Source organism: Actinacidiphila acidipaludis (assembly GCF_019890725.1).
Taxonomy (GTDB): Bacteria; Actinomycetota; Actinomycetes; order Streptomycetales; family Streptomycetaceae; genus Actinacidiphila; species Actinacidiphila acidipaludis.
Genome location: NZ_JAINZZ010000020.1, coordinates 72,570 through 84,945 on the forward strand (window position 1 = coordinate 72,570; position 12,376 = coordinate 84,945).

At 73.0% G+C, this 12,376-nt stretch carries 7 protein-coding genes; 6 read left to right on the plus strand and 1 reads right to left on the minus strand.

The genetic code is table 11. The annotated features are described in order from the left end of the window. Nucleotides 1–187: 187 nt before the first annotated feature. Nucleotides 188–1,519, minus strand: a complete 1,332-nt coding sequence (gene gabT / locus K7862_RS17895) for a 4-aminobutyrate--2-oxoglutarate transaminase (protein WP_222963623.1) — start codon at nucleotides 1,517–1,519, stop codon at nucleotides 188–190. Nucleotides 1,520–1,937: 418 nt separating this feature from the next. On the opposite strand from gabT, the gene K7862_RS17900 reads away from it, so the two are divergent. From K7862_RS17900 to K7862_RS17925, 6 genes are all read left to right on the plus strand, one after another. Further along, nucleotides 1,938–4,133: a type IV secretory system conjugative DNA transfer family protein gene (locus K7862_RS17900; protein WP_308012045.1), complete on the plus strand. Its 2,196-nt coding sequence runs from the start codon at nucleotides 1,938–1,940 to the stop codon at nucleotides 4,131–4,133. 81 nt (nucleotides 4,134–4,214) lie between these two features. Beyond that, nucleotides 4,215–5,753 (plus strand): PucR family transcriptional regulator, encoded by a 1,539-nt coding sequence (locus K7862_RS17905; RefSeq protein WP_222963625.1) that lies wholly within the window; start codon nucleotides 4,215–4,217, stop codon nucleotides 5,751–5,753. A gap of 208 nt (nucleotides 5,754–5,961) precedes the next feature. Then, nucleotides 5,962–7,422: an aldehyde dehydrogenase family protein gene (locus tag K7862_RS17910; protein ID WP_222963626.1), complete on the plus strand. Its 1,461-nt coding sequence runs from the start codon at nucleotides 5,962–5,964 to the stop codon at nucleotides 7,420–7,422. 207 nt (nucleotides 7,423–7,629) lie between these two features. Then, complete coding sequence (locus K7862_RS17915; RefSeq protein ID WP_222963627.1) at nucleotides 7,630–9,552, plus strand: acyl-CoA dehydrogenase family protein; 1,923 nt, start codon at nucleotides 7,630–7,632, stop codon at nucleotides 9,550–9,552. Nucleotides 9,553–9,783: 231 nt separating this feature from the next. Next, complete coding sequence (gene dxr / locus K7862_RS17920; RefSeq protein ID WP_222963628.1) at nucleotides 9,784–11,034, plus strand: 1-deoxy-D-xylulose-5-phosphate reductoisomerase; 1,251 nt, start codon at nucleotides 9,784–9,786, stop codon at nucleotides 11,032–11,034. Beyond that, entirely contained in the window at nucleotides 11,031–12,347 is a 1,317-nt protein-coding gene (locus K7862_RS17925; protein ID WP_222963629.1) for a M50 family metallopeptidase, read from the plus strand. The genes dxr and K7862_RS17925 overlap by 4 nt, the downstream gene beginning before the upstream one ends. Nucleotides 12,348–12,376 lie beyond the last annotated feature (29 nt).

A 12,376-nucleotide genomic window follows, 5' to 3' on the forward strand; every position in this document is an offset into this window, starting at 1 on the left:
GATGGGGATTCACCGGCGCGTTGTCGCGCGTGGCTTTCTGGGGAGTCCGCCACGAGCGGGGTGTTCCACGGAAACCGTACGTCACGGGAGTCCCGGAAACGCCACCGCTCACCCCCTCGCCATCAGGCCCGCACACCTTCTTCACGACCCCGGCCCCCTGTCGGCTCTGCCAGGGGGCCGACATCCGTCAGACCCCCGCGAAGGCATTCTCGATGATGTCGAGACCCTCGTTCAGCAGATCCTCGCCGATGACCAGCGGCGGCAGGAAGCGCAACACGTTGCCGTAGGTGCCGCATGTCAGGACGATCAGGCCGGCCGCGTGGCAGGCCTTGGCGACCGCCGCGGTCACCGCCGGGTTCGGCTCCTTGCCGCCCGGCTCCACCAGCTCGACCGCGATCATCGCGCCGCGGCCGCGGACCTCGCCGATCACCGGGAACTTCTCCTGCATCGCCCGCAGCCGCGGGGTCATGATCTCGCCGATCCGGCGGGCCCGGGCGTTCAGGTCCAGCTCCCGCATCGTCTCGATCGCGCCCAGCGCGGCGGCGCAGGCCACCGGGTTGCCGCCGTAGGTGCCGCCGAGGCCGCCCGCGTGCGCGGCGTCCATGATCTCCGCGCGGCCGGTCACCGCGGCGAGCGGCAGACCTCCGGCGATGCCCTTCGCGGTGGTGATCAGGTCGGGCACGATGCCCTCGTCCTCGCACGCGAACCACTGGCCGGTACGGCAGAAGCCGGTCTGGATCTCGTCGGCGACGAACACGATCCCGTTGTTCTTCGCGAACTGCGCGATGCGCGGCAGGAAGCCCTTGGCCGGCTCGATGAAGCCGCCCTCGCCGGAGATCGGCTCGATCACGATCGCCGCGACGTGCTCAGCGCCGATCTGCTTGGTGATCATGTCGATGGCCTGGGCCGCGGCCTCCTCGGCCGCGTGCTCGGGACCGGTCAGCCAGCGGTAGCCGTAGGCCAGCGGCACCCGGTAGACCTCGGGCGCGAACGGCCCGAAGCCCTCCTTGTACGGCATGTTCTTCGCGGTCAGGGCCATCGTGAGGTTGGTCCGGCCGTGGTAGCCGTGGTCGAAGACGACGACCGCGGGGCGCTTGGTGTAGGCGCGGGCGATCTTCACCGCGTTCTCCACGGCCTCCGCGCCGGAGTTGAACAGCGCGGACTTCTTCGGGTGGTCGCCGGGGGTCAGCTCGGCCAGGCGCTCGGCGACCTCCACGTAGCCCTCGTACGGGGTGATCATGAAGCAGGTGTGCGTGAAGTCGGCGAGCTGCGCGGAGGCGCGGCGGACGACCGCCTCCGCACTGTTGCCGACCGAGGTGACGGCGATGCCGGAGCCGAAGTCGATGAGGCGGTTGCCGTCGACGTCCTCGACGATGCCGCCGCCGGCGCGCGTGACGAACACCGGCAGGGTGACGCCGACGCCGTTCGCGACCGCGGCGGACTTACGGGCCAGCAGTTCCTGGGACTTCGGTCCGGGCACAGCGGTGACGAGCTTGCGCTCCTGGGGCACTTCGGTCATGGCGGACGATCTCCTCGGATCCCTCGTACGCGTACGGCATCTTCCGGCAGGCTAGGCCGCCCTCCGACGGCCACGCATACGCCGATAGGTAACACTGCCCGCCCCCGTTTCGCCGGAACGGCCAGTGCGCGCCGCCGCCCCCGCGATGGCCAAGATCCTTTTACCGCCGTAGCGGCTCGACTACATTGAGCGCATCGTCGGCGACGAGGGGCGAGGGGCGAGCTGTCCAATGGATGCCAGGGACCACGAGGCCGTGACGGGGGCCGCACCTCAGCCCGCCGCACCGCCGAGGCAGCCGGTACCGCGGCCGGCGGCACCACCGCCCCTTCCCGCTCAGGCGCCGCCACTGTCGGCGACGGAGCGCTGGCTGCGTACCCCGCGCGTCGTCGACGCGCCCGGCGTGTACGGATACGGCCATGTGCCGAGGGACCCCGACGACCCCGACCGGATGACCGACCGCCGGCTCGTGGGAGGCGCGGTCCTCGCCCTCCTGACCGGCGTTCTCGTCTGGTCCCTGCTGGACAACGGCTACATCCCGTTCTGGCGGGAGCCCCTCACCCTTCTCACGCCCCGGGGGTGGTGGAACGGCGGCGGCATGTCCCGCCCGGAGTACTTCGCCGACAAGGCCTACGACATCCTGTGGATGGTCCTGCTGGCCTACTACTTCGCCCGGCTGGGCAACTGGCCGGAACTGCTGCGCCGCTACCTGACGACCCCGGCGATGCGCGGGTGGGCCTCCGTGGTCGGCGGGTTCGTGGTGTGGATGCTCTGCTGGAAGAGCTACATCCCGCTGTTCGAGGCCACGTCGGTGATCTTCCCGCAGTCCTGGACGCGCGGCGGGGGCAACGCCTACGCCGCCGCGCTGGTCGGCGACAGCCTCTACATCCCGGGCACCCTGCTGATCGCCTGGCCCTGCGCGAAGTACGGCCAGTGGGGCCGATGGCTGAGGAGGAAGCCGGCGCCGGCTGGCCCCCCGCCGTGGCCTCCGGCGCCCGGCGCCGTTCCCCCGGCCCAGCGGACGGCCCCGGGTGACCCCTTCGGCGCCGTGGACGTCTCGCCCGCCGAGTGGCCGGAGCTGAGAGGAGCCGGCCGGCACGACGTGGCCGACAGGCTGGCCGCGGAGGTCAGGTCCGGGCGCATGAACGATGTCGACTGCGTGCGGATCCGCCATGCCTGGTCCCTGGTGCACAGCAGGCGGCAGGGCGCCGACGAGTTCGCGGACACCGTGTTGCGGCTCGGCGCGGACGCCTGCCTGCACCCTTCGGGTGACCGTGACGTGCCCCGGCGGGCGGCCGGCCACGACCTGCTCGGCGACCAGGTCCGCATCGGCAGGGGAGCCGAGGACAAGCGCAACGGCTACCAGTACCGGGGCTCCGGCATCGCCCTCTATCCGGCGGTCCTCGGCACCGGTCTGCTGGCCGTCGGGCCTGCCGGCTCGGGGAAGACCCGCCAGGTGATGCGGCCCGTGGCCGAGTCACTGTGCCTGCAGGCCCTTGGGGGCAGGGCCGCCGTGGTGGCCGTCGCCGCGGCAGAGGCCGACCTCGGACCGCGCGAGGCCTACGACGTGGTGATCTCCCTCGGAGATCCGGCGTCCCGTTACGACCTCGACCTGTACGGCGGCACCACCGATCCGGACCTGGCCGCCTGGCTGCTGGCCGACGCACTCGTCGACGGCCCGGAGTCCGAACAACTGCGGGCGGCCACCGCCCTCGGCCAGCTGCTCGGCCCCTACGCTGCGGCCCACGGCCACTTCCCCCCTGTTCCGGTCCTGCGCGAGCTGCTGGACGGAGTGCCCCACGCGTACGCGGCCCTGCGTGAGGCGGTGGATGCCGCCGGAGCTCCGGGTCTGATGCGCGAACTCGACGCGCGTGAACGGCAAGCGGCACGCCCGGGCGACATCGGGAGCCTGCTGGCGGACCGCGTCGCGACCCTCGACCGGCCGGCGTTCGCGGGCTTCTTCGACACCTCCGGCCGCAGCCGGCCGTTCTCCATGGACGCCCTGGCGCATCCGTTGCGCGTGCGCATCGAGCTGCCGGAACGCGGCCACTCGGAGGCGTCGCGGATCCTGGTGCGCTTGCTGCTGGCGCAGTTCATGGCCACCGTGGCGTCCCGCCGCGACTCCACGATGTTCGCCTGCATCGTCGTGGACGACGCCGCGCACGCCGTCACGCCGGCGACGGTCAGGGCCCTGTCGTCCCTGCGTGCGGCCAACGCCGGCGCCGTACTGGGCCTGCGCACGCTGGACGACATCCCGGAACAACTGCGCGGGCCGCTGGTGGGCTCGATCGGGTGCCGTATGGCGCTCGCCGGCGTCTCGCCCTGGGACGGCGGGTTCTTCGCGGAGGCATGGGGGACCACCACGGTCCAGACCCGGGATGTGACGCGGACGCCGGATCAGTCGGGCGGGATGGCGCGGCGGGCGTCGCGGGGGGTGCGGCGGCTGTTCACCGGGGAAGCGGTGACCACGGAGTCCGTCACCGTCCGCGAGGTGGAGCGCGAGCGCTGGTCCGCCTCGGACCTGGCCCACGGCGTCCCCGCAGGCCACGCCGTGGTGTCGATGACCACGACCGGCGGGGAGCACGCCCCTCCGGTCCTCGTGGACCTGAGGGCGTGAGAAGGCCGCTGTACGGTGCGGCACAATTGAAGGGGCCGTCCGGTACCGGGCGGACAAAAGCCACGGGGTCACCAGGTCGGTATGCCGCTCACTCTCGCGTCCCTCGCCCATCACTCGGCGCTCAAGCTGGCCGTCCTCGCCGGCGGTGACCGGCTCGACGCCCAGGTCCGCTGGGTGCACACCAGCGAACTGGACGACCCGGGGCCCTACCTGGAGGGCGGCGAACTGCTGCTCACCACCGGCATGAAGCTCGACACCGAGGACCCCGCCGCGATGCGCGCGTACGTGCGGCGGCTGGCCGGGGCCCGCGTGGTCGGGCTCGGCTTCGGCGTGGGCGTCGGGCACGACAGCGTCCCGTCCGCCCTGGTCGCGGCCGCCGAGGAGGCCGGGCTGCCGCTGCTCGAAGTGCCGCGCCCCACCCCCTTCATCGCGATCAGCAAGGCCGTGTCCGCGGCCGTCGCCGCCGACCAGTACAAGGCCGTCACCGCCGGCTTCGAGGCCCAGCGGGAACTCACCCGCGCCGCGCTGGCCGCCGACGGCACCGCAGCCCTGCTCGCCCGGCTCGCCGCCCACCTCGACGGCTGGGCCGCGCTGTACGACGCCTCCGGCGCGGTGCTGGCCGCGGCCCCCGAGTGGGCCGGCCGCCGGGCCGCCCGGCTGGCCGGCGAGATCGACCGGCTCCGCGACACCCCCGCCCCCGCCAGCGCCGCCGTCGCCGGGCCGGCCGGCACCGAGGACCGGGTGGAGCTGCAGTCGCTCGGCACCGGCCGCCGCCCCCGCGGCTTCCTCGCCGTCGGCACCGAGGAGCGCCTCGACACCTCGGCGCGCTACGTCGTGCACGCCGCCGTCGCCCTGCTCACCCTCTCCCTGGAGCAGTCCCGCACCCTCCAGGACGCCCAGGCGCGGCTCGCCGCCGCCCTGCTGCGGATGCTGCTGGCCGGCGAGCCCGCGCACGCCCGCGCGGTGGCCGGCCGGCTCTACGGCGGCCTGTTCGACCAGCCGGTGCGGGTGCTCATCGCCGAGCCGGCCGACCCGCGCACCGGATCCGACGCCGTGACGCTGCTCGGCGAGCGCGCCGAGGCCGCCGCTTCCCGCGCGGGCGAGCCGCTGCTGGCCGTCCGGGAGGGCGAGCGGCTGATCGTGCTGGCCGCCGCCGACGCGGGCGCGCTGGCCGCCGCCGCCGACCTCGCCGACGCCGAGGACGCCCTGGCCGCGGGACTCTCGGCGGCCGCCGAGGTGCCGGACGTGCCCGAGGCGCACCAGCAGGCCGAACGGGCGCTGGCCGTGGCGCTGCGCCGCGGCCGCAACCTGGTGGAGCACGACGAGGTCGGGGCCGGGTCCGTCATGCCGCTGCTGGCCGACGACGCGGTACGGGCCTTCGCGGAGGGCCTGCTGCGGCCGCTGCGCGAGCACGACTCCACCTCGCGGGGCGACCTCGTGGCCTCGCTCGCCGCCTGGCTCTCCCACCACGGCCAGTGGGACGCGGCCGCCGCCGACCTCGGCGTGCACCGCCATACCCTGCGCTACCGGATGCGCCGCGTCGAGGAGATCCTCGGCCGCTCCCTGGACGACCCGGACGTCCGCATGGAGCTGTGGCTGGCCCTCAAGGCGGAGGGCTGACGACCGGATCACCGGCGGCCCGGAGTGCGTGAGGAGCACACGGCCGTGCCCGGCCCCGGGCCGACCGGAGGCAGGCGTTCTTCCCCAGCCGCGCTGGCCATTCCGTAGCGCCGCCGGCTGTCCGTACTCCGCTGTGGACAACGGGCCGCGGTGGCGGCCGCGCCTACGGTGGGGGCACCTCGCGATCACCAGAAGGGCGGATCCCACCGTGACAAGCACAGGCGCAGCCTCGCACCCGTTCTGGGTGGCCGGCCGGCCGGCCACCGGCGCGGACAGTTTCGACGTGACGAACCCGTGGGACGGCTCGCTGGTGGGCCGGGTCGGCGTGCCGACCCCGGAACAGGTCGAGGAGGCGGTGGCCGCGGCCGCCGCCGCGCAGCACGCCTTCGCCGCCACGCCGGCCCACGTGCGGGCCGCCGCCCTGGACCACGTCGGCAAGCGGCTCGCCGAGCGGGCCGAGGAGATAGCCCGGCTCATCACCGCCGAGAACGGCAAGCCGCTGAAGTGGGCCCGCGGCGAGGTGGGCCGCGCGGTCTCCGTCTTCCGCTGGGCCGCCGAGGAGGCCCGCCGCTTCAACAGCGGCGAGGCGCAGCGCCTGGACACCGACCCCGGCGGCGTCGGCCGGCTCGCCCTGACCCGCCGGTTCAGCCACGGACCGGTGCTGGGCATCGCGCCCTTCAACTTCCCGCTCAACCTGGTGGCGCACAAGATCGCCCCGGCCATCGCGGTGGGCGCGCCGATCATCCTCAAGCCGGCCCCGGCCACCCCGCTGTCGGCGCTGCTGCTCGGCGAGCTGCTGGCGGAGACCACCGGCCTGCCCGAGGGCGCGTGGAGCGTGCTGCCGGTGCCCAACGACCGGATGCCCGCGCTGGTGCAGGACCCGCGGCTGCCGGTGATCTCGTTCACCGGCTCCGACACCGTCGGCTACCAGATCATGGACTCGGTGCCGCGCAAGCGCGTCACCCTCGAACTCGGCGGCAACGCGGCCGCCGTCGTCCTCGCCGACTGGTCGTCCGACCAGGACCTGGAGTGGGCGGCGACCCGGATCGCCACCTTCGCCAACTACCAGGCGGGCCAGTCCTGCATCTCGGTGCAGCGGGTCATCGCCGACGCGTCGGTCTACGACGAGCTGGTCGAGCGGGTGCTGGCGAAGGTCGGCGCGCAGGTGACCGGTGACCCGAACGACGACGCGACGGACGTCGGCCCGCTGGTCAGCGAGGCCGCCGCCGAGCGCGTCGCCGCCTGGGTGGAGGACGCGGTGGCCAAGGGCGCCAAGGTGCTCGCCGGCGGGGTGCGCGACGGCGCGAGCTACGCGCCGACCGTGCTGGCGGACCTGCCCGCGGACGCGATCCTGGCGACCGAGGAGGCGTTCGGGCCGGTGCTCTCCCTGCACCGGGTGGACGGCCCCGACGAGGCCTTCGCGGCGGTCAACGACTCCCGGTTCGGCCTGCAGGCGGGCGTGTTCACCCACGACCTGCAGTTGGCGTTCCGGGCGCACCGCGATCTGGAGGTGGGCGGTGTGATCATCGGCGACGCGCCGTCGTACCGCGCCGACCAGATGCCGTACGGCGGGGTCAAGGACTCCGGCAACGGCCGCGAGGGCGTCCGGTTCGCGATGGAGGACTACACCTACGAGCGGGTGCTGGTCCTCACCGGCCTCGACCTCTAGGCACGCCGGGCCCCGGACCGGTCTCCAGGCGCCGGTCCGGTCTCCGGACCCCGGACCGGTCTCCAGGCGCCGGTCCAGGGCCACGGCCTGACACACGGTCAGCAGCGGCGGGTTCCCACCCGCCGCTGCTCTGGCTGGATTGCGTGAATTCGGGTAGTACGGACCAGTAGACCGGTCGGTAACCGGGTACCCGGAGGTGACGCAACCGTGTCCGCACCCGTCACAGCGCGCAAGGTCACCGAGCGCGAAGCACGCCAGGTGGCCGAGGCCGCCAGGGAACAGAACTGGCGCAAGCCCAGCTTCGCCAAGGAACTGTTCCTGGGGCGCTTCCGCCTCGACCTGATCCATCCCTATCCGCAGCCCGCGCCCGACGCCGTCCAGAAGGGCGAGGCGTTCCTGGCCCGGCTGCGGGAGTTCTGCGAGACCCGCATCGACGGGGCGGTGATCGAGCGCGAGGCCCGCATCCCCGACGAGACCATCCTCGGCCTGAAGGAACTCGGCGCCTTCGGCATGAAGATCGACGAGGAGTACGGCGGGCTCGGCCTCACCCAGGTGTACTACAACAAGGCGCTCGCCCTCGTCGGCTCGGCGAACCCCGCCGTCGGCGCCCTGCTCTCCGCCCATCAGTCGATCGGCGTACCGCAGCCGCTGAAGATGTTCGGCACCAAGGAACAGAAGGAACGGTTCCTCCCGCGGTGCGCCACCACCGACGTCAGCGCCTTCCTGCTGACCGAACCGGACGTCGGCTCCGATCCGGCCCGGCTCGCCACCACCGCCGTGCCGGACGGCGACGACTACGTGCTCGACGGCGTGAAGCTGTGGACCACCAACGGCGTCATCGCCGACCTGCTGGTCGTGATGGCCCGGGTCCCGGCGTCGGAGGGCCACAAGGGCGGGATCACCGCGTTCGTCGTGGAGGCCGCGTCCGAGGGGATCACCGTCGAGAACCGCAACGCCTTCATGGGACTGCGCGGCATCGAGAACGGCGTGACCCGCTTCCACCAGGTCCGCGTCCCCGCCGCCAACCGCATCGGCCCCGAGGGCGCCGGCCTGAAGATCGCCCTGACCACGCTGAACACCGGCCGCCTGTCGCTGCCCGCGGCCTGCGCCGGCGCAGGCAAGTGGTGCCTGAAGATCGCCCGTGAGTGGTCGGCGGCCCGGGAGCAGTGGGGCAAGCCGATCGCCGAGCACGAGGCGGTAGGCAGCAAGATCTCGTTCATCGCCGCCACCACCTTCGCCCTCGAGGCGGTGCTCGACCTGTCGTCCCAGATGGCCGACGAGGACCGCAACGACATCCGCATCGAGGCCGCCCTCGCCAAGCTCTACGGCTCGGAGATGGCCTGGCTGATGGCCGACGAGCTGGTGCAGATCCGCGGCGGCCGCGGCTTCGAGACCGCCGACTCGCTGGCCGCGCGCGGCGAACGGGCCGTTCCGGCCGAGCAGCTGCTGCGCGACCTGCGGATCAACCGGATCTTCGAGGGCGCCACCGAGATCATGCACCTGCTGATCGCGCGGGAGGCCGTCGACGCCCACCTGTCGGTGGCCGGCGACCTCATCGACCCCGACGCCACCCTCGCCGACAAGGCCAGGGCGGGCGCCAAGGCCGGCGGCTTCTACGCCCGCTGGCTGCCCAAGCTGGTCGCGGGTCCCGGGCAGCTGCCCACCTCCTACGCGGAGTTCGGCGCCCTGGCAGGCCATCTGCGGTACGTCGAGCGCACCGCCCGCAAGCTGGCCCGGAGCACCTTCTACGCCATGTCGCGCTGGCAGGGAAAGATGGAGCTCAAGCAGAACTTCCTGGCCAGGATCGTGGACATCGGCGCCGAGCTCTTCGCGATGAGCGCGGCCTGCGTCCGCGCCCAGCACCTGGCGGCCAACAGCGAGCACGGCCCGCAGGCGCGGCGGCTGGCCGACACCTTCTGCCGGCAGTCCAGGATCCGCGTCGACGAGCTGTTCGCGCGGCTGTGGACCAACACCGACGGGCCCGACCGCGCGCTGGCCAGGTCCGTGCTCAAGGGCGAGGTGAGCTGGCTGGAGGCCGGGATCGTCGACGCCAGCCGCGAGGGTCCCTGGATCGCCGACGCGACGCCGGGCCCGGCGAACAAGGAGAACGTGCACCGTCCGGTGCACTGACCCGCCCAACCGGAGCCCGACCGGTCCGGAGCGCCGGTGATGCCCGGCGGACCCGCCTTCCGTGGCGGGCCGCCGGGCGTCGCCTCCCCGCCGGAGCCGTCCTCCGGCCGTCCCCGGCCGTCCCCGGCCGACGCCCGCCGTCCCCGCAGTTCCGGCACCCCGTGGCCCCCGGCGGGCCCCGGGCAGCCGCCCCTTGCTCCGCCGCCCCGCCCGGCAGGACAGAATGACTCCATGACCGACGCACTCGCAGACCCCCACTACCGACCGTTCGCCGTTCCCGAGCCCGGCACCCCCCGGGAGATCGTGATCCTCGGCTCGACGGGCTCGGTCGGCACCCAGGCGATCGACGTCGTGCTGCGCAACCCCGACCGCTTCCGGGTCGTGGCGCTCGCGGCGGCCGGCGGCCGGGCGGAGCTGCTCGCCGAGCAGGCGCACCGGCTGGGGGTGCGCACGGTGGCCGTGGCCGACGAGACCGCGGTGCCCGCGCTGCGCGAGGCACTGGCGGCGCACCACGGCGCCGGGGCGGCGCTGCCGGAGATCCTCGCCGGCCCCGACGCGGCCGCCGAGGCGGCCCGGATGCCGTGCCACTCGGTGCTCAACGGCATCACCGGTTCCATCGGCCTGCGCCCGACGCTGGCGGCGCTGGAGGCCGGGCGGGTGCTGATCCTGGCGAACAAGGAGTCGCTGATCGTCGGCGGCCCGCTGGTGAAGGCGATCGCGCGGCCCGGACAGATCGTGCCGGTCGACTCCGAGCACTCTGCGCTGTTCCAGGCGATGCTCGGCGGCGCCCGCTCCGAGGTCCGCAAGCTGATCGTGACGGCGTCCGGCGGCCCGTTCCGCGGCCGGACCCGCGCCGAGATGGCGGATGTCACCCCGGCCGAGGCCATGGCCCACCCCACCTGGGACATGGGCCCGGTGATCACCATCAACTCGGCCAACCTGGTGAACAAGGGCCTGGAGGTGATCGAGGCCCATCTGCTCTACGACATCCCGTTCGACCGGATCGAGGTCGTCGTCCACCCGCAGTCCTACGTTCACTCGATGGTGGAGTTCACCGACGGATCGACGCTGGCCCAGGCCAGCCCGCCCGACATGCGGATGCCGATCGCGCTGGGGCTCGGCTGGCCGGAGCGGGTGCCGGACGCCGCCCCGGCGTTCGACTGGTCGAAGGCCGCCACCTGGGAGTTCTTCCCGCTGGACGAGGACGCGTTCCCGTCGGTCGCACTCGCCCGGCACGTCGGCACCCTGGGCAGCACGGCCCCGGCGGTGTTCAATGCCGCAAACGAGGAATGCGTGGAGGCCTTCCGCGCCGGCCGGCTGTCGTTCACGGGCATCATGGACACCGTCGCCCGCGTCGTCGAGGAACACGGCACTCCCGCACCGGGAACTCGGCTGACGGTCGAGAACGTCCTCGAAGCGGAGGCATGGGCCCGCGCCAGGGCCCGCGAACTGGCACAGGCATCGGAGGAAGCGCGCGTATGACGGCTCTCATGACGGTCCTCGGCATAGTCGTCTTCGTCGTGGGCCTGATGGTCTCCATCGCCTGGCACGAGCTCGGCCACCTCTCGACGGCCAAGATGTTCAAGATCCGCGTGCCGCAGTACATGGTCGGCTTCGGCCCCACGCTGTGGTCGCGGAAGAAGGGCGACACCGAGTACGGCTTCAAGGCCATCCCGCTCGGCGGCTACATCCGCATGATCGGCATGTTCCCGCCCGGCGAGGACGGCCGGATCACCGCGCGCTCCACCTCCCCGTGGCGCAGCATGATCGAGGACGCCCGGTCCGCCGCGTTCGAGGAGCTGCAGCCGGGCGACGAGAACCGGCTGTTCTACACGCGCAAGCCGTGGAAGCGCGTCATCGTGATGTTCGCCGGGCCGTTCATGAACCTGATCCTGGCGGTCGCGCTGTTCCTCGGCGTCTTCATGGGCTTCGGCGTGAACACCAACACCACGGTGATCGGCCAGGTCAGCGACTGCGTGATCTCGCAGGCCGACACCTCCAAGCGGGACCCGGCCAACCCCTGCACCGCCAAGGACCCGGTCGCGCCCGCCAAGACCGCCGGTTTCCAGGCCGGCGACAAGTTCCTGTCCTTCGACGGCCGCCCGGTCAAGAACTGGGCGGAGCTCTCCGAGGACATCCGCACCGGCGCCGGCCCGGCCACCGTCGTCGTGGAACGCGACGGCAAGCAGGTCACCCTGCACCCGACGATCACCACCAACGTCGTGGCCAAGACCGACAGCCAGGGCAACTACCTCGACGGCACGGTGAAGGCCGGCTTCCTCGGCTTCTCGCCCGCCTCCCACATCGAGCAGCTCGGCTTCGGCGCCTCGGTCGACCACATGGGGGACATGGCGCGGCAGGGCGTCAGCTCGCTGGTCAGCCTGCCCAAGCGGATCCCGGACCTGTGGAACGCCGCGTTCAACGGCGCCCCGCGCAAGGCGGACTCGCCGATGGGCGTGGTCGGCGCGGCCCGCGTCGGAGGCGAGGTGTTCGCGCTCAAGGAGCCGGCCATCGACCGCATCATGACGATGGTCCTGCTCGTCGCGGGCTTCAACCTGTCGCTGTTCCTGTTCAACATGCTGCCGCTGCTGCCGCTCGACGGCGGCCACATCGCCGGCGCCCTGTGGGAGTCGCTCCGCCGGCACACCGCGCGGGTCTTCCGCAAGCCCGACCCCGGGCCCTTCGACGTGGCCAAGCTGATGCCGGTCGCCTATGTCGTGGCGGGCATCTTCGTGTCCTTCACGTTGCTGGTCCTGATCGCGGACGTCGTCAACCCGGTCAAACTGAGTTCCTGATCTCCGAGCCGAGTGAGAGTCGTGGGCCG

Coding starts and splice junctions, on each gene's coding strand:
- gabT (WP_222963623.1), bottom strand. CDS start 1,519: ATGACCGAAGTGCCCCAGGAGCGCAAGCTCGTCACCGCTGTGCCCGGA.
- dxr (WP_222963628.1), top strand. CDS start 9,784: ATGACCGACGCACTCGCAGACCCCCACTACCGACCGTTCGCCGTTCCC.
- K7862_RS17905 (WP_222963625.1), top strand. CDS start 4,215: ATGCCGCTCACTCTCGCGTCCCTCGCCCATCACTCGGCGCTCAAGCTG.
- K7862_RS17925 (WP_222963629.1), top strand. CDS start 11,031: ATGACGGCTCTCATGACGGTCCTCGGCATAGTCGTCTTCGTCGTGGGC.